This is a genomic window from Streptomyces sp. W1SF4, from assembly GCF_003950035.1.
GTDB classification, from domain to species: Bacteria; Actinomycetota; Actinomycetes; order Streptomycetales; family Streptomycetaceae; genus Streptomyces; species Streptomyces racemochromogenes.
This window is the reverse complement of the sequence record NZ_CP034350.1, coordinates 3452454-3477352: the sequence shown is the minus strand read 5'-3', so window position 1 is coordinate 3477352 and position 24899 is coordinate 3452454. Positions and strand designations below refer to the sequence as shown.

Below are 24899 nucleotides of genomic sequence, written 5' to 3'. Positions count from 1 at the left end.
CGGACGTGTATCTTCCGGCCGAGAGCCTTCGAAGGGACCAATCCGGTGAACAAGAAGCTTGCGGCCGCGGTGTCCGGCGGTGCGGTACTGATGCTCGTCCTGTCCGGCTGCGGCGGCGGGGACGACGACGGCGACAACAAGGCCGGCGCCTGGGCCAAGAAGGTCTGCGACAAGTGGGAGCCCGAGCTCACCAAGATCAAGACGACCAACGACGAGCTGAAGCGGGTCGCGTCCACGAGCACCAAGCCCGAGGAGGTCCAGAAGACCGACTCGGCGGCCTTCCAGAACCTCTCCGACGCCTACAAGTCCATGGGCGGCGCCCTGACGTCGGCCGGTGAACCGCCCGTCAAGGACGGCAAGTCCGCGGCGGATTCCGTGGTCAAGAGCTACGACGAGATCTCCAAGAGGTACACCGACCTCAAGACGAAGATCGACGGACTCGACCCCAAGGACCAGAGCAAGTTCGCGGACGGCCTCCAGGGCGTCGCCGGCGGGCTCACCGAGGTCGCGGCCAACGAGACGGCCGCCAAGGAGAAGCTCAAGTCGACCGGCCTCAAGGTGATCTACAGCCAGAAGGGCTGCCAGGTCGCGACGCCCGGGAAGAGCTGAGCGCGCGCTGTGCGCCGCCCGCCCCGCGCACCCCCGCGCGGCGGGGGGCGCGACGGGCGGCCGGGATCCCGACCGGATCGGGCCACCCGCGGCGTTCCGGGGGCCCGCCGCCGGGGCTCGTACGGAATACCGACCCCAGCGGCCACAATGGTCCGGTGAGTACCACCAGCCTCCCCAAGCCCGACCACGCCGCCGAACTCCGCGAGGCGTTCCTCGCCGCCGGGTTCACCGCCGACGGACTGCTCGACCTGCTCGGCGCCCCCGCCTACGCGGCGCTGGCCCGCAGCGAGACGGTCCCCGCCCTGCGCGCCACCCGCGGAGCGGAGGACGGCGGGCTCGCGAGCCTGATCAGGCTGTTCCTGCTCCAGCAGCCGGAGCCGTACGTGCACACCGCCGCCGTGATGCCCGTGGAGGGCGCCATCGCCGACGGCTGGCTGCGCCGGGAGGGCGACGAGGTGCACGCGACCGTCGACGTGCGCCCGTACGGCGGCCCCGACGGCGAGGACTGGTTCATCGTCTCCGACCTCGGCTGCGCCGTCGGCGGCGCCGGGGGGATCGGCAGCCGCGAGGAGGGCGTCGTGCTCGGCGTCGGCGGCGCCTCCACCACCCTGGCCGGGATCACCGTGCCCATCGCTGTCGGCTCCGCCCTCGACCTCGGCACCGGCTCCGGCATCCAGGCGCTGCACGCCGCCCAGCACGCCACCCGGGTCACGGCCACCGACGTCAACCCGCGCGCCCTGGAATTCACCCGTCTGACGCTGGCGCTCTCCGGGGCGCCGGAGGCCGAACTGCTCGCGGGTTCGCTGTTCGAGCCCGTGGGCGACGCCGCGTACGACCTGATCGTGTCGAACCCGCCCTTCGTGATCTCGCCCGGCGCGCGGCTCACGTACCGGGACGGCGGCATGGGCGGCGACGACCTGTGCCGCACCCTGGTCCAGCAGGCCGGGGACCACCTCAACCCGGGCGGGTACGCGCAGTTCCTCGGCAACTGGCAGCACGTGGAGGGGGAGGACTGGCGCGACCGGGTCCGCTCCTGGGTGCCGCACGGCTGCGACGCGTGGATCGTGCAGCGTGACGTGCAGGACGTGACGCAGTACGCGGAGCTGTGGCTGCGCGACGCGGGCGACCACCGCACGGATCCGGCCGAGTACGCGGCCAGGTACGAGGACTGGCTCGACGAGTTCGAAGCCCGCAAGACCAAGGCGGTGGGCTTCGGCTGGATCACCCTGCGCCGTACGGACGCGGCCGAGCCCTCGATCGTGGTGGAGGAGTGGCCGCACTCGGTGGAGCAGCCGCTCGGCGATACGGTCCTCGCGCACTTCGCCCGCCAGGACTACCTGCGCGACCACGACGACGCGGCCCTGCTGGCGGGGTACTTCCAGCTGACCGCCGAGGTCGTGCAGGAGCAGGTCGGCGCGCCGGGCGCGGAGGACCCGGAGCACGTGGTGCTCCGGCAGAACCGGGGGATGCGCCGCGCCACCAAGGTGGACACGGTCGGCGCGGGCTTCGCCGGGGTGTGCGACGGCTCACTCAGCGCGGGCCGGATCCTGGACGCGATCGCACAGCTGGTGGAGGAGGACCCGGTCGTCCTGCGGGACCGGACCCCGGAGGCGATCCGGATGCTGGTCGAGCAGGGGTTCCTGGAGCCCGTGCAGGGCCCCGCCCAGTAGCCGGCGGCGGTCGGCGCCGTGATGTAACCCGGGGTTCGCCTGCCGTACCCCCTCGGGTGGCAGGCTCCCCCGCAGCGGGCGATCCGGGGGGACGCCCGAGCGGCCCGGGGGAAAAGGGGGAACGGCATGGAACGCGGTCCGGCGATCTTCGCGGCAGCCGTGTTCCTGCTGTTCGGGGCCGCTCTGCTGGTCTGGACGGGGGCGCGCGCCTGGCACCGGGCGCCGGTGGCCGAAGGCGTGCGCCCCGTCGTGGCCGTACCGCTGGCCGTACTGGCCGGAGCGGGCTCGCTGGCCCTCGGTATCTGGTGCCTCCAGCACATCTGAAGCGGCCCCCGGAGGCGGTCCGCCCCGGGTGAGAAACCCGACGTCGCGAGCGGTGCGGGGGCGGGGCCAGACGGCCCCCGAGCCACCCTGGCCGGTGACCGGGAGGGGCCCGGCGCGGCATCCGGGCGGCAGAAACGGCACTTGTCGGGTTACCGTTCGAGTGGCCGTTGCGGGCTTGTGCCGTTTGACACGGGGGCGGGTTGTACCGTCACACTCCGCAGCGTCGCCGTACCGCGACCGAGTGCCGACCGTGCCGACTGGAGAGAAGAGCCAAGTTGTCCCCGACTAGCGAGACCGCAAAGGGCGGCCGCCGACTCGTCATCGTCGAGTCCCCTGCCAAGGCGAAGACGATCAAGGGCTACCTCGGCCCGGGATACGTCGTCGAGGCGAGCGTCGGGCACATCCGCGACCTCCCGAACGGGGCCGCCGAGGTCCCCGACAAGTACACCGGCGAGGTCCGCCGCCTCGGCGTGGACGTCGAGCACGACTTCGCGCCGATCTACGTGGTCAACGCGGACAAGAAGGCGCAGGTCAGGAAGCTCAAGGACCTGCTCGCCGAGTCCGACGAACTCTTCCTCGCCACCGATGAGGACCGCGAGGGCGAAGCCATCGCGTGGCACCTGCAGGAAGTCCTCAAGCCCAAGGTCCCCGTCCACCGGATGGTCTTCCACGAGATCACCAAGGACGCGATCCGCGACGCCGTCGCCAACCCGCGCGAGCTGAACCAGCGCATGGTCGACGCCCAGGAGACCCGCCGCATCCTCGACCGCCTCTACGGCTACGAGGTCTCGCCGGTCCTGTGGAAGAAGGTCATGCCGCGGCTGTCGGCCGGCCGCGTCCAGTCCGTGGCCACCCGCCTCGTCGTCGAGCGGGAGCGCGAGCGCATCGCCTTCCGCTCCGCCGAGTACTGGGACCTGACCGGAACCTTCTCCACCGGCCGCGCCGGTGACGCCTCCGACCCGTCGACCCTGGTCGCCCGCCTGAACACGGTGGACGGCAAGCGCGTCGCGCAGGGCCGCGACTTCGGCTCGAACGGGCAGCTCAAGAGCGAGGTGCTGCACCTCGACGAGGCGAACGCCCGGGCCCTTGCCGCCGCGCTGGCCGAGACCTCGTTCGCCGTCCGCTCGGTCGAGTCCAAGCCGTACCGCCGCTCCCCGTACGCCCCCTTCCGTACGACGACGCTCCAGCAGGAGGCCTCGCGCAAGCTGGGCTTCGGTGCGAAGGCGACGATGCAGGTGGCGCAGAAGCTGTACGAGAACGGCTTCATCACGTACATGCGTACGGACTCCACCACGCTCTCCGACACCGCGGTGGCGGCGGCGCGGGCGCAGGTCACGCAGCTCTACGGGGCCGACTACCTGCCGGAGAAGCCGCGCGTCTACGCGGGCAAGGTCAAGAACGCGCAGGAGGCGCACGAGGCGATCCGGCCTTCGGGTGATCGTTTCCGCACCCCCGCCGAGACGGGTCTTACCGGCGACCAGTTCCGCCTGTACGAGCTCATCTGGAAGCGGACCGTCGCCTCCCAGATGAAGGACGCGACCGGCAACTCGGTGACCGTGAAGATCGGCGGCCGGGCCTCGGACGGTCGGGACGCCGAGTTCAGCGCCTCTGGCAAGACGATCACCTTCCACGGCTTCATGAAGGCGTACGTCGAGGGCGCGGACGACCCGAACGCCGAGCTCGACGACCGCGAGCGGCGGCTGCCGCAGGTCGCGGAGGGCGACGCGCTGACGGCCGAGGAGATCACGGCCGACGGCCACTCCACCAAGCCGCCGGCCCGCTACACCGAGGCCTCGCTGGTCAAGGAGCTGGAGGAGCGCGAGATCGGCCGCCCGTCGACGTACGCGTCGATCATCGGCACGATCCTCGACCGCGGCTACGTCTTCAAGAAGGGCACGGCCCTCGTCCCGTCCTTCCTGTCGTTCGCCGTGGTGAACCTGCTGGAGACCCACTTCGGCCGGCTCGTCGACTACGACTTCACCGCCAAGATGGAGGACGACCTCGACCGCATCGCGCGGGGCGAGGCCCAGTCCGTGCCGTGGCTGAAGCGGTTCTACTTCGGCTCCGAGGACGCCTCCGAGGTCGTACCGGCCGACGGCGACCACCTCGGCGGCCTGAAGGAGCTGGTCACGGACCTCGGCGCGATCGACGCCCGGGAGATCTCCTCCTTCCCCGTCGGCGACGGGATCGTGCTGCGCGTGGGCCGCTACGGCCCGTACGTGGAGCGCGGCGAGAAGGACGCGGAGGGCCACCAGCGGGCCGACGTGCCGGACGACCTGGCCCCGGACGAGCTGACGGTCGAGTACGCGCAGGAGCTGTTCGCGAAGCCGAGCGGCGAGTTCCAGCTGGGCGCCGACCCGGTCAGCGGCAACCAGATCGTCGCCAAGGACGGCCGCTACGGGCCGTACGTGACGGAGATCCTGCCCGAGGGCACGCCGAAGACCGGCAAGAACGCGGTCAAGCCGCGGACGGCCTCGCTGTTCAAGACGATGTCCCTGGACACCGTCACCCTCGACGACGCCCTGAAGCTGATGTCGCTGCCGCGCGTCGTCGGCACGGACGCGGAGGGCGTGGAGATCACCGCCCAGAACGGCCGCTACGGCCCGTACCTGAAGAAGGGCACGGACTCGCGCTCCCTGGAGACCGAGGACCAGCTGTTCTCGATCACCCTGGACGAAGCCCTGGCGATCTACGCCCAGCCGAAGCAGCGGGGCCGGGCCGCGGCCAAGCCGCCGCTGAAGGAACTGGGCACGGACCCGGTGAGCGAGAAGCCGGTGGTGGTCAAGGACGGCCGCTTCGGCCCGTACGTGACGGACGGCGAGACGAACGCGACGCTGCGGCGGGACGACGACGTCGAGACGATCACGCCGGAGCGGGGCTACGAGCTGCTCGCGGAGAAGCGGGCCAAGGGGCCGGCGAAGAAGACCGCGAAGAAGGCTCCCGCCAAGAAGGCTGCCGCCAAGAAGGCGCCGGCGAAGAAGGCGGCCGCCACGAAGACGGCGGCGGCCAAGAAGACGACGGCTGCCGCCAAGAAGACGACGGCTGCCGCCAAGAAGACGACGGCGGCGGCCGCGAAGAAGACGGCGGCGTCCGCCCCGGCGGACGAGTAACCGAAGCCGCCGGGGGGCGGGGCGGGGATACCGCTGCGCGGTGCTGCTCCCCGCCCCGCCCTCCGCCCGTTCCCTGGGGGCTCCGCCCCCAGACCCCCGCGCCTCAAACGGGCGCGGAGCGTCCGGTATCGGGGTCAGGGGCGGAGCCCCTGGGAACGGTGGAAGGGCGGGTAGGGGACCCGGCCCGCGCAGCGGCCCCGGGAGGTGGGTGGCGGGTCACACCCGGCGTCGTCCACAGGCCCCCGCAACGGCCAAGCGCAGCGGATAGGCTGGGCGGATGACGCGAGCCGAGCAGCCGACGGTCGTGACCGACTCCGATAACCCCACCTACGACGAAGCCCTGGCCGCGGACTCCCGCGAGCGAGCGGTGCGCGCCCTGCTGCGCACACCCGGGCTGCGCCGGCTGTGGAGCGCGCAGCTGGTGAGCGGCATCGGTGACGCCCTCGCCCTGCTGGTGCTGGTCCTGCTGACCCTCCAGGCGGCCGTCACCGCCGGCGCCGAGGGGCTGTTCGGCGGCGGCTACCGGGGCGCGGCCTTCGCCGTCGCCGCCGTCTTCGCCGTGCGCTTCCTCGCCACCGTCCTGTTCGGCGCGGTCCTGCTCGGCCCCCTGGCCCAGCTCACCGCTCCTGGAGGCAAGCTCGACCGCCGCTGGACGATGGTCGGTGCCGACGGGCTGCGGATCGGGCTGTTCGTCGTCGCCCCGCTGTGGCTCGACTGGATCCCCGCGCAGGCCACGATCGCGCTGCTGGCCACCGTGTTCGTCTCCGGCGGTGCCGAGCGGGTGTGGACGCTGGCCAAGGAGAGCGCCGCGCCCGCGCTGCTGCCCGCGCCGCCCCCGGAGGGGGCGACCGTACGGCCCCTGCCCGACCACCTCGACGCGCTGCGGCGGCTCTCGCTGCGCACCGCCTTCGCGGCGATGCCCGTGGCGGCCGCCGCGTTGCTCGCCGCGACCCTGATAGGGCGGGCGCTGGCCCTGGGCGTGGACTGGTTCGCCGCGAACCAGGCGGCGCTGGGCTCGTACGTGGCCGCCGGCCTGTTCGCCGCGTCCCTCTCGCTGCTGGTGCCGCTGACGCTGCCCGCCGTGAAGACCCCGAGGCCGCGTTCCCCGCTGGAGGGCCTGCGGGCCCCGCGGGCGGGGGAGAAGCCCGAGAAGGGCCGTACGGGCGCGCTCCGGCTGCTCGTGACGGCCTGCGCCGCCGTCGCGGGGGCTGTCGCCTTCGCCGCGTCCGTCTCCGTGCTGCACGCCTTCGACCTGGGCGGCGGCCCGTCCGCGGTCGCCCTGCTGGTGCTCGCCCTCGTCGGCGGTACCGCGCTGGGGATCCGCGCCGCGCAGGCCGGCAAGGTGCTGCCCGCGCTGTCGCGGCGCCGGCTGCTGGCCCTGGCCGTCGCCGTCGCCGGGCTGGCGCTGCTGCTGTCCGGGCTGGTCTCCGACACGGCCACCGTGCTGTTCCTGGCGCTGCTCGCCGGCACCGCCGCGGGCGTGGCGGCCAACACCGGGCACACCCTGCTCGACCAGGAGACCGAGGAGTTCCGCCGGGGCCGGGTCACCGAGCACCTGCAGGCCGTGGTCCGGGTGGCGGTCGCCCTCGGCGCGGTCTCCGCCCCGCTGGTGGCCGCGGCGATCGGCCCGCACCACGTCGGCGGGCCGTCCGGCCCCTGGTACGGCGGCGCCGGCTACGCGCTGATGCTGGCCGGCGTGCTGCTGCTGCCCGTCGCGGTGGTGGTCCTGGTCAAGGCCGACGACCGGCGCGGGGTGCCGCTGCGCCGCGACCTGCGCGAGGCGCTGCGCGGCGGGGAGCCCCTCCAGGCCCCGCCCACGACCGGGTTCTTCATCGCCCTGGAGGGCGGCGACGGGGCCGGCAAGTCCACCCAGGTGCAGGCGCTGGCCGAATGGATACGGGGCAAGGGCCACGAGGTCGTCGTGACGCGCGAGCCCGGTGCCACCCCGGTCGGCAAGCGGCTCCGCTCGATCCTGCTCGACATCTCCTCCGCCGGTCTGTCGAACCGCGCCGAGGCCCTGCTGTACGCCGCCGACCGCGCCGAGCACGTGGACTCCCTGGTCCGGCCCGCCCTGGAGCGGGGCGCGGTGGTCATCACCGACCGCTACATCGACTCCTCGGTGGCCTACCAGGGTGCCGGGCGCGACCTGTCCCCGACCGAGATCGCCCGTATCTCCCGCTGGGCCACCGGCGGTCTCGTGCCGAACCTGACCGTGCTGCTCGACGTGTCCCCGGAGACCGCCCGGGAGCGGTTCACGGAGGCGCCCGACCGGCTGGAGTCCGAGCCGACCGAGTTCCACCAGCGGGTGCGGGCCGGTTTCCTGACGCTGGCCGCCGCCGACCCCGGGCGCTACCTCGTGGTCGACGCCGGGCAGGACCCGGGCTCGGTGACCACCGTCCTGCTCCACCGCCTGGACCGGATGCTCCCGCTCTCCGAGGCCGAGGTGGCCGCGCAGATCGAGGCCCGCCGGCTCGCGGAGGAGGAGGCCCGGCGCAGGGCCGAGGAGGAGGCCGCGCGCAAGGCCGAGGAAGCCCGGCTGAAGGCCGAGGAGGAGGCCCGCCTGGCCCGGGAGGCCGAGGAGGCCCGGCTGCGCGCCGAGGCCGAGGCGGCCCGCCGCGCCGAGGAGGAGCGGCTGAGGGCCGAGGAGGAGGCCCGGGCCCGGGCCGAGGCCGAGCGGCTGCGTGCCGAGGCGGAGGAGAAGGCACGCGCCGCCGAGCGGGAGCGGATCCGGCTCCAGGAGGCGGAGGAGGCCCGGCTGCGGGCCGAGGCCGAGGAGCGGCGCCTGGAGAAGCAGCGGCGCGCCGAGGAGGCCCTGCTGCGGGCGGAGGAGGCGCGCCGGCTGGCGGAGGCCTCTGCCGCCGCCGCGGCCGCCGAGCAGGCGACCCGGGCCGCGCAGGCTCAGGCCGCGGCCGAGGCCCAGGCGGCCGCCGAGGCGCGTGCCGCTGCCGAGGCGCGGGCGCGGGCGCAGGCGCAGGCGCAGGCGCAGGCCCAGGCTCAGGCCCGGGCGGAGGCTCAGGCCCGTGCAGCGGCCGTGCCGGCCCCGGCGGAGTCCGCCGGGCCGTCCGCGCCGAGGGTCGACATGCGCAAGGAGCCGCTGCCGGACGACGCCGTCACGGTCGAGACGCCGGTGGTCCGCCGGTTCGTGCAGCCCGACGACGTGACGCAGACCGTTCCGGTGCCCAAGATCGACCCGCGCGCTCCGCGCCCCCTGGACGAGACGGCCGTACTGCCGCCCGTGCGCCCGGAGGGTTCCGCGGAGGACGAGCCCCGGCAGGCCCCGTCCGGACGGGCCCGTCCGGCGGAGCGGCCGACGGAGCCCCACTCGCAGGAGGCCCCGGCCGACCGGGTGCCGCCAGGCATCTTCCGGGACTCGGGGAACGACGTGACCCGCGAGCTCCCCGTCGTCGGTGAGGACGGCCGTCCGCGGCGGGCCCCGTCCGACTGGGCCGAGGCGACCCCGATGGACGACCTGCCGACCTTGGCGGACGAGCTGCTGGGCCCGCGCCGGGACGACGAGGACGGCCAGGACGAGGCCGACGGCCGGGGCAGGCCGCGCCGCCGCCGCTGACGGCGGCCCCGTCCACGGAGAGTGACCGCGGGCGGGGACTGTCAGTGGCGGGCGCCACAATGTGAGCAGGCAGTGTCGACGGAGAGTGAAAGGCGGTGGGCGGCATGCCCGTGTGGGAAGACCTGGTGGGTCAGGATCGCGTGCAGGCGCAGCTGGCCGCCGCGGCTCGCGACGCCGACGCCCTGGTCACGGCCGCCGAGCGGGGCACCCCGCCGCCCCCCGCGTCGAAGATGACGCACGCCTGGCTGTTCACCGGCCCGCCCGGCTCCGGCCGGGCCACCGCCGCCCGCGCCTTCGCGGCGGCCCTGCAGTGCGTCAGCCCGGACCGCGCCCTCGGCGGTGAACCGGGCTGCGGTTTCTGCGACGGCTGCCACACCAGCATGGCCGGGACCCACGCCGACGTGGAGATCGTGCGCACCGACCTGCTGTCCATCGGTGTGAAGGAGACCCGCGACCTGGTCCGCCGGGCCCAGCTGTCGCCGGCGGTCGGGCGCTGGCAGGTCATCGTCCTGGAAGACGCCGACCGGCTGACCGAGGGCGCGGGCAACGTCCTCCTGAAGGCCGTGGAGGAGCCCGCTCCGCGGACGGTCTGGCTGCTGTGCGCGCCCTCCCTGGAGGACGTGCTGCCCACGATCCGCTCCCGCTGCCGGCACCTGACCCTGACCACCCCGTCGGTGGCGGCGGTGGCCGACGTCCTGGTCCGCCGGGACGGCGTGGAGCCGGCCGCCGCGGCGGCGGCCGCCCGCGCGACGCAGGGCCACATCGACCGGGCCCGTAGGCTCGCCACCGACGAGGCCGCCAGGGCCCGGCGCACCGCCGTCCTCAAGCTCCCGCTGCGGGTGGATGACGTAGGCGGCTGCCTCAAGGCCGCGCAGGAGCTGGTCGACGCCGCCTCCGAGGACGCCAAGCAGGTCGCGGAGGAGATCGACACCAAGGAGACCGAGGAGCTGAGGGCCGCGCTCGGCGCCGGAGCGGGTGCCGGCGGCAGGCTGCCGCGCGGCACCGCCGGGGTGATGAAGGAGCTGGAGGACCGCCAGAAGCGCCGCCGCACCAGGACGCAGCGCGACAGCCTCGACCTCGCCCTGACCGACCTCACCGGCTTCTACCGGGACGTGCTGGCCCTCCAGCTCGGCTCGGCGGTGGCCATCGCCAACGAGGACATACGGCCGGACCTCGACCGGATCGCCCGCGCCTCGCGCCCCGAGCGCACACTGCGCCGCATCGAGGCGGTCATCGCCTGCCGGCAGGCCCTCGACCGGAACGTGGCGCCGCTGCTCGCGGTGGAGGCCATGACGATGGCGCTCCGCGCGGGCTGACCTTCCGCGCGGAGCCCGGCCGCTTCACCCGTACGAGCGGTCCCGGGCGGAGCGCCGCGGGACCCCGGTACGCGCCGCGCGCCCGGCTGGCGCCCGGAAGGCGCCGGGTCGGTGCGGCCGCCCGCGCTCCCGTCCGGGCTCCGGCGCGCCCGACGGGGGCGGCCGGCAGCACGTAGGCTCGCCGCATGGACACCAGGCGCCTGCTGCGTACCGCCGGAACCGTGATCGCAGCCGCCGGGCTGCTGGTCTCCGGGTGCACCACCGGGGGGCCCGGGGCGGCGGCCTCGGCCGAGCCCACCGCGGTCCCGGACGCCCTGCGCCCGTACTACGACCAGAAGCTGAGCTGGCGCGACTGCGGTGTCCCCGGCTTCCAGTGTTCCACCCTGAAGGCGCCGCTCGACTACGCGGACCCCGGCTCCGGGCAGGACGTCGAGCTCGCCGTGGCCCGCAGGGCGGCCACCGGCCCGGGCAAGCGGCTGGGCTCCCTGCTGGTCAACCCGGGCGGCCCCGGCGGTTCCGGCATCGGCTACCTCCAGGCGTACGCCGGCATCGGCTACCCGGCCGCCGTGCGCGCCCAGTACGACATGGTCTCCTACGACCCGCGCGGCGTGGCCCGCAGCAGCCCGGTGGAGTGTCTGACCGGGCCGGCGATGGACCGCTTCACCCAGGTGGACCAGACCCCGGACGATCCGGCGGAGCGGGCGAAGCTGGTGGCCGCGTTCAAGGAGTTCGCGGCGGGCTGCGAGACCCGCTCCCGGCGGGTGCTGCCGCACGTCTCGACGGTGGACGCCGCCCGGGACATGGACATGCTCCGCGCGGTCCTCGGCGACGAGAAGCTGAACTACGTCGGGGCCTCGTACGGAACCTTCCTCGGCGCCACGTACGCGGACCTCTTCCCGGCCCGTGTGGGCCGGATGGTCCTGGACGGTGCCATGGACCCGTCCCGGTCGTCCCTCGACCTGAACCGCGACCAGACGGCGGGCTTCGAGACCGCCTTCCGCTCCTTCGCGAAGGACTGTGCGAAGCAGGCCGGCTGCCCGCTCGGCCAGGGCGGCCCGGACGCGGTGGCACAGCGCCTGAAGGAGTTCTTCCGTAAGGTCGACGCCCAGCCGGTCCCGTCGGGCGACCCGGCCCGCCCGCTGGGCGAGGCCCTCGCGACGACCGGCGTGATCGCGGCGCTGTACGACGAGAGCGCCTGGCCGCAGCTGCGCGAGGCGCTCACGGCCGCGATGGACGGCGACGGCGCCGGCCTGCTGGCCCTCGCCGACAGTTACTACGAGCGCGAGTCGGACGGCTCGTACGCGAACCTGATGTACGCCAACGCGGCCGTGAACTGCCTGGACCAGCCGGCCGCCTTCAGCGGCCCCGAGGCGGTGGACGCCGCGCTGCCCTCCTTCGAGAAGGCCTCCCCGGTCTTCGGCGCGGGCCTGGCCTGGGCCTCCCTGAACTGCGCGTACTGGCCGGTGAAGGCCACGGGCGCGGCGAAGCCCCTGAAGGCGGCCGGCGCGGCCCCGATCGTGGTGGTCGGCACGACCCGCGACCCGGCGACCCCGTACAAGTGGGCCCAGGCCCTGGCCGGCCAGCTGGAGTCGGGCACGCTCCTCACGTACGACGGCGACGGCCACACCGCGTACGGCCGGGGCAGCGACTGCGTCGACACCGCGATCAACCGATACCTGCTCGAGGGCCAGCCCCCGGCGGACGCCAAACGCTGCTGACGGCCGCCCGCCCACCCGGTTCGGGGCACCCCGATTGACCCTGTAGACTTGGCGCCGCTGCTGATGAGAGCCTTCCCCCCGGGGAAAAGCCTTGTCTTCCCAGCGGTGCCGCCTTAGCTCAGTTGGCCAGAGCAACGCACTCGTAATGCGTAGGTCTCGGGTTCGAATCCCGAAGGCGGCTCGGATCAGCCCCAGGACTCACTCGCCGTGACCTGGGGCTTTTTCATGCCCGGAAGCCGGGCTCCTCGGCGGTGGCCGGGGTGGCCCCAGGGTGGGTGCCCTGGGGCCGGTGGGCTAGGACTCCGGGGTGCCGTTCGGCGTGATGTGGCGGAAGCCGAGGTAGGGGACGAGGGATTCGGGCAGGACCAGGGAGCCGTCCTCCTGCTGGCACTGTTCCAGGAGTGCGGCCAGGGTGCGGCCGATGGGGAGGCCGGAGCCGTTGAGGGTGGCGACGGGCTTGGGCTTGCCGTCCGCGCCGCGGGTGCGGATGTTCGCGCGGCGGGCCTGGAAGGTGCCGAAGCTGGAGACCGAGGAGATCTCCCGGTAGGTCTTCTGGCTCGGGATCCAGACCTCGATGTCGTACGTGAGCTGCGCGGAGAAGCCCGTGTCACCCGCGGCCAGCCGGACGACGCGGTAGGCGAGGCCGAGTTCCCGCAGGCACGCCTCGGCGTGGCCGACCATCGTCTCCAGCTCGGCGTCCGCCGTCTCCGGGTCGACGATCTTGACGATCTCCACCTTGGCGAACTGGTGCTGGCGGATCAGGCCGCGGGTGTCGCGGCCGTAGGAGCCGGCTTCGGAGCGGAAGCACGGGGTGTGCGCGGTCAGCGCCAGCGGCAGTTCGGCCGGCGGGATGATCTCGTCGGCGTAGAGGTTGGTCAGGGGGACCTCGGCCGTCGGGATCAGGAACAGCTCGCGGTCGGCGACGCCCGTCTTGAACAGGTCCTCCTCGAACTTCGGCAGCTGGCCGGTGCCGGTCATCGTCTTGCGGGTGACCAGGTACGGGACGGCGTGCTCGACGTACCCGTGGCGGCGGGTGTGGAGGTCGAGGAAGAGGGCGGCCAGGGCCCGCTCCAGGGCGGCGCCGGCGCCGCGGGAGACCGCGAAGCGCGGGCCCGAGAGCTTCGTGGCGCGGGCGAAGTCGAGGATGCCGGTGGCCTCGCCGAGGTCGACGTGGTCCTTCGGCTCGAAGGGGAACTCCGGCGGGGTGCCGACGCGGCGGACCTCCACCGCGAACTCCTCGGAGTCGCCGTCGGGAGCCGCGTCGTCGGGCAGGTTGGGGATGGTCAGCAGCAGTTCGCGCAGCTCCTCCTGGACCTGCTCCTGCTCGGCCTCGATGTCCCGGATCCGGTCCTTCAGCTCGCGGGCGCGTTCCTTGAGCTCGGAGATGTCGCCGCCCGCCCTGGCCGTCTGCTGGACCTCGCTGGCGACCCGCTTGGACTCCGCCCGCAGGTCGTCGGCGGAGCGGATGCCCTGGTTGCGCCGGGACTGGAGGTCCTCCAGCCGGGACAGGTCCAGGGTGTAGCCGCGACGAGCGAGCCGACGAACCGCTTCGGCACCCATGTCGATCAGGGCGCGGGCATCATGCATGAGGAAGATCCTTCTTCTCCGGCGAGCGGGGTGGGGAGATCGGATCGACGGTAGCAACCCCGGGCCGCGGACCGTCCCGCGATGTCGTGGAGGTGGCCGTTACGCGGGCGGGGTGAGCGGGGCCAGTACGGAGCGGGGGGCGTCGGTGAGGCCGGCCAGGGCGTCGGCGTACGCGCTGACGCCCGCGCTCCAGCCGACGTTCTCGGCGAAGTCCAGCAGGTGTGCCGTGCGGCGCAGGGTGGCGCTGCGGCACAGGAGGGTGTCGTCCGGGGCGGCGCCGTAGGCGGTGAGGAAGGCTCCGGCCATGAGCCGGAACGGCGAGGGCGCCGACGGGTCCGGGAGGTTGCGGGCGGCCACGTCCGCCATCTCGGCGAGCTCGCCGAGGATCCAGCCCGCGTCGTGTTCGGGCCGGCCGCGGGACAGGGTCTCGCCGGTGAGCAGGACCGTGTGGCTGCCGTCCGGGGCGGGGACCGTGAGCCCCAGGGACGGTTCGCCGTGCAGCAGTACGTCGCCCGGGCCGCCCGGGGCGGCGTCCCGGCACCACTGGGCGAGGGTGTCCAGCCGGGCGGGCCCCAGGCGGTCCGTACAGAGGCGGTGGAGCCGGACCGCGCCCGCCGGCCCGGCGCCGGTGCGCAGCCACCGGCCGAGCCGGCCGAGGGCGGGCGGGGGGCCCGTGGTGCCGGGCGGGAGGGGGCGCCGGCCGATGTCGCGGAGGGCGCGGGCGACGGCTTCCATGACCGGGCCCAGGGCGAAGGGCGCGGGGGCGGGGGTCGGCGGCCAGACGGTGCGGGCCAGGGACGTGGCGCCGGGGGCAGTGTAGGAGGCCGTCTCCGTCTCGGTCTCCGTGTCCCAGTCGAAGGTGGCGGCCGCGACGTTCGGGGACGGGGTGAGCCGGTGGGCGGTCCGGTCCGGCGGCGTGCCCGTCAGGTGCGTCCGGTGCCAGAGGTAGCGGCCGTCGGGGGCGGTGACGACGCGGGTGCGCAGCCGGCTCGTGCCGTATTCCTCAACCGGCATGGGCCGCGCGCTTCCGTGCCAGGGCGCCGATCACCACGGGCAGCGGCGGCGGCACGGCGGCGTCGTCGCGTCCGGTGGTGATGCTGCGGCCGGGGGTGGTGGGGACGACGACCACGTTCGGGCGGGCTCCGAGGGAGGTGAGGTGGTGTTGCAGGGTCACGTTGTCCTGCCCGCCCGGAGGCAGCGCCGGGGCCACCGCTATCGGGGCGCGGGTGCACTGCAGGGCGAGCAGGGCCGGGGTGTCCGCCATGCCGGTGGCGAAGCGGGCGATGAAGTTCATGGTGGCCGGATAGACGATCGCCGCATCCGCCCACTGGGCGAGTTCGACGTGCCGGGCGGTGGTCGTGGCCTCCTCCGGCCAGACGTCGGGCAGCACCTCGCCGCCGCCGAGGGCGGCCAGCGCGGCCCGGCTGACGAAGCGTTCGGCGCTGCGGGTGAGGACGATACGGGTCTCCAGGCGCGGGTAGGCGAGCCGGAGCCAGCCGGCCCAGGTGGGCAGGTGGGCCGCGTGGACGGCGCCCGTGGCGACGACGAGCAGCCGTTCGGCGGCGAACTCCGGGACGGGTACGCCGCCGGCGTGGACTTCCTCGTGGGTCACGTCTGCTCTCCTGCTGCCTCGAAATCGAATCCGAACCGGGTCAGGGACGGCCCTACGGCCGCCGGGTCGCCGAGGACGACGCCCGCCTGCGGGCCGGGGCCGAAGAAGTCCCGGCAGGCCGCGGCGACCTCGTCCGCGGTCACCTCCAGGAGCTGCCGGGGGTACTGCTGGATCCAGTCGGTGCCCACGTCCCAGCAGCACAGCGAGGCGAGGAGGCTGGCCAGGTCCGACTGGGAGGCGGTGGCGGTCAGCAGCGAGCCCCTGAGGTACGTGCGGGCGCCGTCGATCTCCCGCGGCGTCGGCGGGCTCTCCACCAGCCTCGTCAGCTCGGTGAGGACCTCGGACACCACCAGCCCGGTCGACGGCGTCCCGCAGACCACGTCGGTCACCGTGGACGGGGAGCCGAGGGTGCGGTCGAAGCGCGACAGGGCGTGGTAGGCCAGGCCCCGGCGCTCGCGGACGTTCGCCACGAGCCGGGAGGAGAAGTACCCGGCGAACACCGCGTTGGCCACGGCGAGCGCGGGGTAGCGGGGGTCGTCGAAGGGCACGGAACGGCCGGACAGCGCCACGTGGGACTGGGCGGCCCCGGGGCGCGCGACCAGCCGCATGCGCCCGGCCGGGGCCGGCGCCGGGCGGACGGGTGCGGCGGTGCCCGCGGGCAGGCCGTCGAAGGCCCGGGTCACGGCGTCGGCGGTGGCGTCGGCGTCGATGTCCCCGACGACGATCACGCGGGCCTCGCGGAGCGAGAGGCAGCGGCGGTGCGTGTCGAGCACGTCGTCCGCGGTGAGTGCCGCCACGGTGGCGGCCGGCGGCCACGCGCCGAAGACCGGCAGGTCTCCGTAGCGGGCCCGGTTGAGCTCGCGCAGCACGATCCGCTGGGGCTGGGCGTCGAGGATCGCCAGGGCCTGCGACAGCCGCTCGCGTTCGCGGGCGAGGCGGTCCTCGGGGACGGCGGGCGCGGCCAGCCAGGAGGCGGTCATGGCGAGCATCCGGTCGAGCCCGGCGGCGGGCACGTGTCCGACGACCGTCAGCCACTCCGCCGTGCGCTGCGCCTGCGGCCGGCCGGTGGTGAAGGCGGAGTCCCAGGGGACGTCGCGGCCGTCCAGCCGTACGGACCCGGAGAAGGCCGTCGTCGTGAGCAGCTCGGCCGCGGCCGACCGTACGGGGTCGCCGGCTGACAGCGGGACGAGGACGCGGACCTCGACGAGCGGGGCGCCCTTCCTGGGCACCGCGAAGATCCGCAGGCCGGAGGGCAGGTGCCGCTCGGCCACGCGGGGGAGGGCGAGGGGCTTCTCGGGGTGGAGCGGGGGCAGGGGCCGCGTCACGGTGTTCCTCCGGCGTCGCGCGTGTGGACCAGGAGTGCGGCGGGTGCGCCGCCGGCCAGGCTCCCGGCCGCGTCGCGCACCGCGCCGGGGCCGAGGGCCTCCAGGTGCCCGGGGAGGTCCATCGGCAGCGACGGCTCGTCGTGGAGCAGGGCCGAGGCTCCGACGGCCCGCGCGAAGGTGAGGAGGTTGTCGTGCCGGCGGTGCCAGCGTGCGACGGTCCCGCCGATCGCGGCGGCCGTCTCGGCGTCGTCGGGCCCCGGTCCGGCGAGGTCCTCCAGCGCGGCCGTGACGGCGCCGGTGACCTCCCGGTGCCGGCTCGAGGGGTGACGTGCCGTCACGACGAAGGTGTCGGGGTCGCGGGCGTCGAACGGGCCGAAGAACCCGCACTGGGCGGTGGCGGTCGTGAGGTCGACGCCCCGGGCGAGGGCCTGCTGCCGAAGCCGTCCGGACGGGCCGCCCAGCAGTGCGGCCAGGGCGATGTGGCCGAGGTAGCGCTCGCGTCCGGCGACCGGGTCGGGCAGGCGGTAGCCGACGGCGGTGGCGGACAGCGGGGCGCGCGGGTCGATGTGGTCGCCGGTCCTGGGGCGGGACGGCCAGGGTTCGGCCAGGTCCTGCGGGGCCGCCGCCGGCCGTGCCGGGATGTCGCCGAAGTGCCGGGTCACCCATTCCAGGGTCCGGGCCGGATCGATGTCGCCGGCGATCGTGAGCACCGCGTTGGACGGCGTGTAGTAGCCGTCGAAGAAGGCGGCGCACTCCTCCAGCGTGGCGCGGTCGAGATCGATGAAATCGCCGTAGCCGTTGTGCGCGTTGCAGAATTTCCGGAAGAGGATCGAAGGGAGGTTCGTCCAGGGAAATCCGCCATAAGGGCGGTCGTGGACGTTGAGCTTTATTTCCTCCTTGACCACCGCCAGCTGGGTGTCAAGGGAATTCTGGGTGAGCCGCAGCGTCCGCATGCGGTCCGCCTCGAGGAAGAGCAGTCTTTCGAGGGCCGACGCGGGAGCGATCTGGTAGTACTCGGTGTAGTCCTGGCGCGTGGATCCGTTGGCCGTTCCGCCCGATCCCTGCACGATCGTGAAGTGCTCGGAACGTCCGACGTTCTCGCTGCCCTGGAACATCAGGTGCTCGAAGAGGTGGGCGAATCCGCTGCGCCCTTCCGGCTCGGACCGGAACCCCACGTCGTAGTGCACGCAGACGGCCGCGAGCGGGGCCGTGCCCCGTCGGCACAGCACGACGCGCAGGCCGTTGGGCAGGGTGAAGCGGGAGGGGGATTCGAGGTCCTCCGGCATGACGTGGGAACTCCCTCTTCGGACCGGGGCCCGGGCGGCGTCCGAAGGACGGGCCCGGGCCACTGGCGGATCGGCGCTGAAGGTCAGCAGCCCCAGCCGACGGTGATCGTGATGCAGATCTCCGACGAGGTCACCGTGGTGGTGATGGCCGGCGCGTCGGTGGCCTCGGAAGCGGCGAGCTCCTCCGGCGTGGTGTAGGCGGCGTAACCGGCGATGAGGTCCATGGAGTCCATGTGGATTCCCCCTTGATAAAGAATTCGATGAGCGGTTTCCCGTTCGGGCCCCGCCCTTCTGACGTTTCTCAGTAGATCATCTTCCGGAGCTCCGGAGATCAATCTGTGGGCCGCGTCACGGGGTTCGGCTGCGACTTAGGAAGGTTGCCCTCCATTCCGCTCCGGAATGGCGCGACTTCGGGAAGTCGAATGCGCGACTTCGGGAAGTCGGGGCGAATTCGCATTCCTGTACAACGCCTCGTGGTCGATGTTCGCGGCGGTCAGCTGCTCCCGCAGGCAGTCGTCCAGGGTGCGGCCGGACCCGGCGGCGTGCGCCAGCAGCGCGTCCGCGACGGCGGCGGCGCGGTGCTGCCCGAAACTCATCCCCCGCATGCCCGGCCGGGTGTCCTCGGGCTCCCAGGCGATGGCGATCCCGGGAGCCAGTTCCCGGGCGAAGGAGGAGGTGGGGGCCGTCAGGCGGGGCGCGTCGGGCCGCGGTACCGCGTCCGCGACGACCGAGGCGCCGTGCCAGGCGTCCTCGCCCAGGTAGACCACCAGCCCGTCCCTGCGCGGGAACAGCCGGCGGGACGAGGTCACCTTGGCCCGGTAGGGCACCCCGTCGCGCTCCAGCGCGCGCAGCACCTCTCCCCAGGTGCGGACGGCCTCCTCCGGGGTGCGCAGGTGGACGTACACCCGCAGCAGCGGCCGCCGGGACGAGTGCCCGCGGGAGCCGTCGACGAGGAAGAAGCCCGGTGAGAGGCCGGGGCGCCGGGCGGGCATCCGCACCCGCGGTCCCACCACGTCCGGCTCGGGCACGCGTACGCGCACCCCGTCGACCAGCACCAGGCCGTCGCCGTCGAGGCGGGCGGCGGCCATCGTCGTGTCGTGCGGCGTGGCCGCGCCCAGCAGCTCCTCGAACAGCGGGTCCCGGTAGGTCCGGGGCCGCTCCTCGGCGAAGGCGTGGCCCACGTGGAACGTCTCGTAGAGCGCGGTGATCAGCTTCTGGCGGAGCCGGCCGGCCGTGTCCGCGGTGATGTCGCGGTCGCCGACGCGGGCGCCGCGGGTCCCGGGGTGCACGCGCACGTCCGACAGGAGTTCCGCGAGGTGGGGGAAGGCGTCCATCTCAAGCCTCCAGGCCGAGGACGGTGGTGAACTTCTCGGGGTGCAGCACGGCGGAGCGTCCGATGCCGGCCGCCGCCCGGTCGAGGGCGGTGAGCCGCGGCCGCTGCTCGGCGGAGGCGAACATCCGGTCGATGAGGTGCCAGCCGGCGAAGGCGGTGGCCCGGACGGGCAGGCCGGGGTCGTGGGCGGCGGACGCGGCGGGGGCGGACGCGGTGGCCGCCCGGTAGCCCTCCCAGAAGGCGACGTTGCGCGTCCGCAGCCGGTTCAGTTCGGCCACGCCGCGCTCGACGACGTCCTGGTGGGAGAGCTGCGGAGCGGGGCCGCTCAGCTCCGCGTCCTTCGACGGGATGTCGAGGACGGCGCGGTGCAGCCATTCGCCGACGAACGCGCCGACGTCCCGGGCCGGATCGGCCCTGCGGAACTCCTCCCAGTCGCACAGGCGCAGCCGCCCGCCGTGCAGCAGGAACTGGTCGAGGCGCAGGTCGCCGTGGACGGGGGCGGTCGGCGCGGCCGCCTCCTCGGCGCGCAGCCGGCGCAGCGCGCCGGCGAGTTCGGTGTCGCGTTGCAGCATCCCCCAGGCCTCCAGCGAGGCCCCGCTGGCCTGGGTGTGGTAGGCCAGCGGGAGCGCGTCGAAGAACTCCAGCGGGGGGAGCAGGATCGGGTCCGGCTCCGCGGCCGCGGCACTCCGGGCGGGCAGGGCCCGGGGCGGGAGGGAGTGCAGGGCGCCGATCATCTCCCCGGCCCGGCGCGCGAGTTCGTCGTCGAACTCCTCGTCGGCGGCCAGGTCGGAGCCGGAGCGGGCGCCTTCGAGCCACTCGAAGACGATCAGCAGCTCGTCGGCGTCCCAGCCCAGGCACCGCGGCGAGGCGAGGGCCCCGGGGTGGGCCGTGGCCGTCTCCTCGTAGGCGAGTTGGCGGCGGAAGCGGCGGGCCGCGTCGGGCTGCCGGGCGTCCAGCTGCTTGACGAAGACGGCGCGGCCGGTGGTGGTCCGGCCGGCCGCGTTCCGGTTGCGGCCGGTGGGTCCGTCGCCCTTCGGGGGCGGCAGCAGGCCGAGCCCGAGCCGCTCCAGGAGGGCCTGCACGGCGGGTGTGGTGGCGAGATCGTCGGTCATTTCAGCCTTGTGATGAGGTAGGCGCGCAGTCTTCTGCCCGCGTGTCGGGGGGGCCGGCCCGGCGGTGCGCCGTGCAGCCGGTGGGCGGTGCGCCGCGCCCACCACAGGCCCGCCGCGCCCACCAGGAGCAGCCAGCCGATGTGGCCGGCGCCGGCCTCGCGGGCGCGGTCGGCGGTGACCAGCGCGGGGGCGCACAGCGCGAGCGCGGCCAGCGGGCCGCGCGCGTACCAGAGCCCGGTCTGGAGCGCGGCGGTGTTGCCCATGGGGGTCTCCGCGCCGACCAGCAGGTGGGTGGGGACCGGCCCGCGGTACGAACTGACCAGCGCGGCGGCCACCATGGCCGGCACCGCCGCCACCAGGACCGCGAAGGCCGCTGTCCCCCGGCCGGTGGACCAGGCCGCGGCGGTGCCCGCGCCGAGCCAGCCCAGCAGCAGGGCGCACGGCACCCAGGCGTGCCGCAGCGCGAGGTCCCGGAACGAGCAGGGGAGGTTGGCGGAGCGGCGGGCGTCGTCGCTGTCGAGCCGGGCGGGCTCCGTGAGCTGCGCCGCCGCCAGGTACTCGGCGACGAGGGCGGCCGCGCACAGGGCGGCCTGCCCGTCGGGCCGGGCGTGGTGGGCGGCGGCGCCGAGGCCGAGGGCCGCGGTGCCCCACAGGGCCGCCCACAGCAGCCGCCCCGGGGCCCGCAGCAGTCCGGTGGCGTCGCGCCAGGGCACGATCAGCCACCGGCTGCGGGGTACGGGCAGCCGCAGCAGCGGTCTGGCGCGCTGCCCCCGCGTGGCGCGCGCCGCGGAACGGGCCTGGCGCAGGTCGAGGGAGTACACGGACGCGGAGACCCGGGACGCGACGGTGGCGCGGGCGCGGAGGGCCTCCTCGGGGACGTCCGGGGTGGCGCGCCGGGCGAACAGCAGCGCGGCGAGCGTGAACGCCGCGGACAGGGCCGCCCCGGCGGGCCAGCCGGGGGCGGGGTGCCCGGCCGCGGCGACGAGCGGCTGGGCGGCCCACCCCCAGGGGCCGGACCACAGGGCGAGCGTGCCGGCGGGGCCGCCGGCGCCGCGCAGGGACGCGTACGCGCAGAGCGCCGCCGAGCCCGCCGCCAGTGTCCAGGTGATCCCCTGGAACCGGACGGCGTTGCGGGCGACGGCGCGGTCGTGGCGTTCGACGAGCAGCCCGGCGGCCACCGCGGTCAGCGCCGCGGCGGTGCCGGCCCACGCGCCCGCCGCGGTCAGCGGCAGCCAGGCGGCGGAGCCCGCGATCGAGAGCAGGTAGCCCAGCACCCCGCCGCAGGCCAGGCCGATCGCGGCCGCGCGGAGCGCGGCGGCGTGGAGCCGGGGCAGCAGGAGCGGACCGCGCAGGACGGGCAGGGGCAGCAGCCACGAGACGGTCGGCAGGTCCACGAGCACCGGGCCCCGCCAGACGGCGCCGCGGGCGGCGTGGACCACCACCAGCGTCAGCAGCGCGGGCACGGCGAGGGGGAGGCCCGCCAGCAGGTGGCCGGAGGTGCTGCCGTGCCACTCCCCGCGCCGGCCGGCCCCGGCGGCGGCGATGAGCAGGGGCACCAGCCAGAAGGCCGTGCCCAGGGCGACGCAGTACAGCACGAAGGCGTTGCTCCTGCGCTTGCCCAGGCGCGTCGCGGTGCGGGCCTCGTGCAGGAACGCCAGCGTCTCGTCCGTGCGCCGGCGCAGGTCGGTGTCGGTACCGCTGCGGGTGCCGGTGCCGGTGCCGGTGCCTTCGCCGCTGCCGGTGCCGGTGGTGCGGTCCGTGTCGCGGGGGGTGCGGTCGGTCTTCACCGGTTCCCCCCGACCGGGGCCACGGTGGCCCGTCCGTCCTCCAGCGTGAGCACGTGGTCGGCCACGGCCGCCGCCAGCCCGTCGTCGTGGGTGGCGAGCAGGATCGCCGCCCCCCGCCGCTTGTGGGCCGTGAGCCGTTGCGCCAGCTCCACGCGGGCCCGGGCGTCCAGCCGCTGCTCGGGTTCGTCCAGCACCAGCAGGTCGTGCGGCCGTACGAACGCGGAGGCCAGCAGCAGGGACTGGGTCTGCCCCGACGAGAGCGCCGAGGGCCGGGACCCGGCGTGGCCGGCCAGCCGGTGGTCGGCCAGCACCCGGTCGACCGTCTCGCCCGCGCGGCGGCCGAGTCCGTGGCCGACGGCGACCAGCATCAGGTGCTCGCGCACCGTCAGGTCCGGATAGGCCGAGCCGGCCTCCATCACGGTGGCCACCCGGGCGCGGGTGCGGGGGGAGTCCTCGTGCAGGGGCTCGCCGTCGAAGCGGACTTCGCCCGACGTGGGCTGCTCGCGGCCGCACGCCAGCCGCAGGAGGGTGGACTTCCCCGATCCGTTGTCCCCCACCAGTACGGTGCACCGCGCCGACGCCAGCTCCATGGTGACCGCGCGCAGTACGCTGCGGTCCCCGTAACTGCGGCTGACGTCGGTCAGCCGGAGCAGGCTCCTGATCGGAGCGGCCTTGCGCGTCGCCTTCCGGGTCGCCTTCATGTGCGGTGCCTACTTCGGGTCTTCGAAGGCCTCGTACACGGAGACGTGGCGGTGGCTGTTCGCGTCGAAGGACTCGCCCCGCCAGCCGCCGAGGCGTTCCACCAGCCGCAGGCCGGCGAGGCGCGCCATGAGGTCGATCTCGGTGGGCCAGGCGTAGCGGATGACCTCCTGGGTGGGGCGCGGCACCCCGCCGTCGACGACGGTGTGGATGACGAGGATCAGCTGCCGGTCGCGCATGACGTGCGTGCTGTCGACCATCACGGAGGTGGGGGAGAGGTAGCGGGTGCTGGTCTTCTCGCCCTCCTGCTGGTGGAAGGCGCGCGGTTCGAACGCCTCGATGACCACGCGGCCGCCGGGCGCCAGCTGCTCGCGCATCCGCCGCATGCACTGGACCTGGGCCTCGGCCGTGGTCGGGGCGAAGAAGGTGTTGAGGGCGATGAACACCACGTCGAACTGTTCGCCGGTGCCGCCGGTGGTGAAGTCGGCGGCCGTGGTGGTGACCTTCCCCTCGGGGTCGCGTGCCGCGAGCTTCTCCAGCATCTGCTCGGAGCCGTCGATGCCGTGCACCGTCAGGCCGCGCTCGGCGAGCGGGATGGCGATGCGGCCGTTGCCCACGCCGAGTTCGAGGACGCGGCCGCCCTCCGGGGCCAGGTCGGCGATGAAGGCGACGGCGTCCGATATGTCCGGCGAGGCGGGCGGGTACATCAGGTCGTAGACATCGGCCAGGGCGTCGTACGTGGTGGCGGAATCCATGGGTTTCCCTTTCGGAAGGGGTGTGCGGTGGTCTGCGGTGGTCGGTCTACGCCGCCGCGGGAAGGGCGGCGAGGTGGTGCGGGAGGTCCGCCTGGGCCCGCCTGCTGTACGCGTAGGCGGCCGAGACGAGCGTCATGTGGTGGTGCCAGCCGGGGAACGAGCGGCCCTCGAAGTCGCCGAGCCCGAGATCGCTCTCCATGTACCGCACGGCCTCCCGTGCCAGGCCCAGGGTCCGGGTCAGCGCGAGCAGTTCCTCGGTCCGGGCGTGCGGCATGTTGGTGATCCAGGTGCGCTCGGCGGGCCGGCCGGCGCGGCCGCGGGTGGCGAAGGCGCGGTACGCGGGCCGCTCCTGGTCCGCGCGCACGGGCCCCGACAGCGCCGTCGTGGCGCGGGCGAGGGGCAGGTGGCCGGGGACCGCCACCACGAAGTCGTGGCCGCGGCGGGCGAGGCCGCGGACGAACGCCTCCGCGCCGGGGCGCGAGGACGCGTCGGCCACGACCGGGACGGCGGGCAGCCGGGTGGCCGCGGCCAGCGCGTCCACGAGGCCGAGTGCCTGCTCCTCGGCGGAGCGGTGGCCGATGCCGTCGGGGATGCGGACCCGGCGCCTGCGGGCGGGGTCCGCGATCCAGCACTCGGGCAGGTACAGCGACCAGTCGACCGGCAGGGCCCCGTGGTCGCCGGCCAGGAACATTCCGGTGCCGACCTGGCCGTTGACGGAACGTCCGTCGGCCGGGCTGTAGCGGCGGTGCACTCCGCACGAGTGGTCGCCGCGCTTGCGCAGGACCACGTCGTCGAGCACCCAGGCGCGGGGAGCGGTGTGCTCCTCCGCCCAGCGCGTGAGCTCCCGGCGGACCGGTTCCCAGTCCCAGGGGCTGGCGTTGACGAACTGGTGGAGTGACTGGAAGGCCGTCTCCCGGTCCGATACGGCGGCGGCGAGCCGCCGCACCGTCTTCTTGCCGGACGTGCCGAGCAGCCCGCGCAGGTACACCTCGGCCCATCGGCGCTGGTCGGTCCGGCGGAGGCTGCCGAAGGTGGCCTCGGCGAACACTGAGATCATGCAAAAACAATAGCGAACGTTCTGTTTTTTT

Annotated in this window: 19 protein-coding genes and 1 tRNA gene; 8 read left to right on the top strand and 12 right to left on the bottom strand. The window is 74.6% G+C overall.

All coding sequences use genetic code 11. The features are described 5' to 3' along the window. The first annotated feature begins 45 nt into the window (after window positions 1–45). From D1J60_RS16070 to D1J60_RS16035, 8 genes are all read left to right on the top strand, one after another. The gene (locus tag D1J60_RS16070; protein WP_125821560.1) at window positions 46–609 is read left to right on the top strand and encodes a small secreted protein; all 564 of its coding nucleotides are present in this window, start codon (window positions 46–48) and stop codon (window positions 607–609) included. 155 nt (window positions 610–764) lie between these two features. After that, window positions 765–2279 (top strand): methyltransferase, encoded by a 1515-nt coding sequence (locus D1J60_RS16065; RefSeq protein ID WP_125821559.1) that lies wholly within the window; start codon window positions 765–767, stop codon window positions 2277–2279. A 126-nt stretch (window positions 2280–2405) separates the two neighbouring features. Beyond that, window positions 2406–2603, top strand: coding sequence for a hypothetical protein (locus D1J60_RS16060; protein WP_125821558.1), 198 nt, complete (start codon window positions 2406–2408; stop codon window positions 2601–2603). A gap of 275 nt (window positions 2604–2878) precedes the next feature. Next, window positions 2879–5713, top strand: a complete 2835-nt coding sequence (gene topA, locus D1J60_RS16055; protein WP_125821557.1) for a type I DNA topoisomerase — start codon at window positions 2879–2881, stop codon at window positions 5711–5713. A 277-nt stretch (window positions 5714–5990) separates the two neighbouring features. Further along, the gene (gene tmk / locus D1J60_RS16050; protein WP_125821556.1) at window positions 5991–9281 is read left to right on the top strand and encodes a dTMP kinase; all 3291 of its coding nucleotides are present in this window, start codon (window positions 5991–5993) and stop codon (window positions 9279–9281) included. Window positions 9282–9385: 104 nt separating this feature from the next. After that, a complete protein-coding gene (locus D1J60_RS16045) occupies window positions 9386–10597 on the top strand; it encodes a DNA polymerase III subunit delta' (RefSeq protein WP_125821555.1) in 1212 nt (403 codons plus the stop codon). 185 nt (window positions 10598–10782) lie between these two features. Next, entirely contained in the window at window positions 10783–12315 is a 1533-nt protein-coding gene (locus tag D1J60_RS16040) for an alpha/beta hydrolase (RefSeq protein WP_125821554.1), read from the top strand. Window positions 12316–12422: 107 nt separating this feature from the next. Beyond that, window positions 12423–12496, top strand: a tRNA-Thr gene (locus D1J60_RS16035). Between the two features lie 113 nt (window positions 12497–12609). Here D1J60_RS16035 and serS read toward each other — a convergent pair. The 12 genes from serS to D1J60_RS15980 all read right to left on the bottom strand — a co-directional run bounded on the left by serS (window position 12610) and on the right by D1J60_RS15980 (window position 24868). Then, window positions 12610–13902, bottom strand: coding sequence for a serine--tRNA ligase (serS, locus tag D1J60_RS16030; RefSeq protein WP_125821553.1), 1293 nt, complete (start codon window positions 13900–13902; stop codon window positions 12610–12612). A gap of 99 nt (window positions 13903–14001) precedes the next feature. Beyond that, window positions 14002–14916 carry a hypothetical protein gene (locus tag D1J60_RS16025; RefSeq protein ID WP_125821552.1) on the bottom strand — a complete coding sequence of 305 codons (915 nt, stop codon included), beginning with the start codon at window positions 14914–14916 and terminating at the stop codon, window positions 14002–14004. Next, window positions 14906–15514: a flavoprotein gene (locus D1J60_RS16020; protein WP_125821551.1), complete on the bottom strand. Its 609-nt coding sequence runs from the start codon at window positions 15512–15514 to the stop codon at window positions 14906–14908. The genes D1J60_RS16025 and D1J60_RS16020 overlap by 11 nt, the downstream gene beginning before the upstream one ends. Next, the gene (locus tag D1J60_RS16015) at window positions 15511–16839 is read right to left on the bottom strand and encodes a pitrilysin family protein (RefSeq protein ID WP_125821550.1); all 1329 of its coding nucleotides are present in this window, start codon (window positions 16837–16839) and stop codon (window positions 15511–15513) included. The genes D1J60_RS16020 and D1J60_RS16015 overlap by 4 nt, the downstream gene beginning before the upstream one ends. Further along, entirely contained in the window at window positions 16836–18125 is a 1290-nt protein-coding gene (locus D1J60_RS16010; RefSeq protein ID WP_125821549.1) for a pitrilysin family protein, read from the bottom strand. Before D1J60_RS16010 ends, D1J60_RS16015 begins: the two co-directional genes overlap by 4 nt. Before the next feature lie 83 nt (window positions 18126–18208). Further along, the gene (locus D1J60_RS37275; RefSeq protein ID WP_007264905.1) at window positions 18209–18358 is read right to left on the bottom strand and encodes an LxmA leader domain family RiPP; all 150 of its coding nucleotides are present in this window, start codon (window positions 18356–18358) and stop codon (window positions 18209–18211) included. 135 nt (window positions 18359–18493) lie between these two features. Beyond that, the gene (locus D1J60_RS16005) at window positions 18494–19459 is read right to left on the bottom strand and encodes a T3SS effector HopA1 family protein (RefSeq protein WP_125821548.1); all 966 of its coding nucleotides are present in this window, start codon (window positions 19457–19459) and stop codon (window positions 18494–18496) included. A gap of 1 nt (window position 19460) precedes the next feature. After that, window positions 19461–20570 carry a class V lanthionine synthetase subunit LxmK gene (lxmK, locus tag D1J60_RS16000; RefSeq protein WP_125821547.1) on the bottom strand — a complete coding sequence of 370 codons (1110 nt, stop codon included), beginning with the start codon at window positions 20568–20570 and terminating at the stop codon, window positions 19461–19463. Then, complete coding sequence (locus D1J60_RS15995) at window positions 20567–22357, bottom strand: DUF6297 family protein (protein ID WP_125821546.1); 1791 nt, start codon at window positions 22355–22357, stop codon at window positions 20567–20569. Before D1J60_RS15995 ends, lxmK begins: the two co-directional genes overlap by 4 nt. Continuing rightward, the gene (locus D1J60_RS15990; protein ID WP_125821545.1) at window positions 22354–23058 is read right to left on the bottom strand and encodes an ABC transporter ATP-binding protein; all 705 of its coding nucleotides are present in this window, start codon (window positions 23056–23058) and stop codon (window positions 22354–22356) included. The genes D1J60_RS15995 and D1J60_RS15990 overlap by 4 nt, the downstream gene beginning before the upstream one ends. Window positions 23059–23067: 9 nt before the next feature. Next, entirely contained in the window at window positions 23068–23811 is a 744-nt protein-coding gene (locus D1J60_RS15985; RefSeq protein ID WP_125600355.1) for a class I SAM-dependent methyltransferase, read from the bottom strand. Between the two features lie 46 nt (window positions 23812–23857). Further along, the gene (locus D1J60_RS15980; protein WP_125821544.1) at window positions 23858–24868 is read right to left on the bottom strand and encodes a transposase; all 1011 of its coding nucleotides are present in this window, start codon (window positions 24866–24868) and stop codon (window positions 23858–23860) included. Window positions 24869–24899: the final 31 nt, after the last annotated feature.

Coding starts and splice junctions, on each gene's coding strand:
- D1J60_RS15980 (WP_125821544.1), bottom strand. CDS start 24,868: ATGATCTCAGTGTTCGCCGAGGCCACCTTCGGCAGCCTCCGCCGGACC.
- lxmK (WP_125821547.1), bottom strand. CDS start 20,570: ATGACCGACGATCTCGCCACCACACCCGCCGTGCAGGCCCTCCTGGAG.
- D1J60_RS16040 (WP_125821554.1), top strand. CDS start 10,783: ATGGACACCAGGCGCCTGCTGCGTACCGCCGGAACCGTGATCGCAGCC.
- D1J60_RS37275 (WP_007264905.1), bottom strand. CDS start 18,358: ATGGACTCCATGGACCTCATCGCCGGTTACGCCGCCTACACCACGCCG.
- tmk (WP_125821556.1), top strand. CDS start 5,991: ATGACGCGAGCCGAGCAGCCGACGGTCGTGACCGACTCCGATAACCCC.
- D1J60_RS16025 (WP_125821552.1), bottom strand. CDS start 14,916: ATGCCGGTTGAGGAATACGGCACGAGCCGGCTGCGCACCCGCGTCGTC.
- D1J60_RS16045 (WP_125821555.1), top strand. CDS start 9,386: ATGCCCGTGTGGGAAGACCTGGTGGGTCAGGATCGCGTGCAGGCGCAG.
- D1J60_RS15990 (WP_125821545.1), bottom strand. CDS start 23,058: ATGAAGGCGACCCGGAAGGCGACGCGCAAGGCCGCTCCGATCAGGAGC.
- D1J60_RS16060 (WP_125821558.1), top strand. CDS start 2,406: ATGGAACGCGGTCCGGCGATCTTCGCGGCAGCCGTGTTCCTGCTGTTC.
- serS (WP_125821553.1), bottom strand. CDS start 13,902: ATGCATGATGCCCGCGCCCTGATCGACATGGGTGCCGAAGCGGTTCGT.
- D1J60_RS16010 (WP_125821549.1), bottom strand. CDS start 18,125: ATGCCGGAGGACCTCGAATCCCCCTCCCGCTTCACCCTGCCCAACGGC.
- D1J60_RS15985 (WP_125600355.1), bottom strand. CDS start 23,811: ATGGATTCCGCCACCACGTACGACGCCCTGGCCGATGTCTACGACCTG.
- D1J60_RS16005 (WP_125821548.1), bottom strand. CDS start 19,459: ATGGACGCCTTCCCCCACCTCGCGGAACTCCTGTCGGACGTGCGCGTG.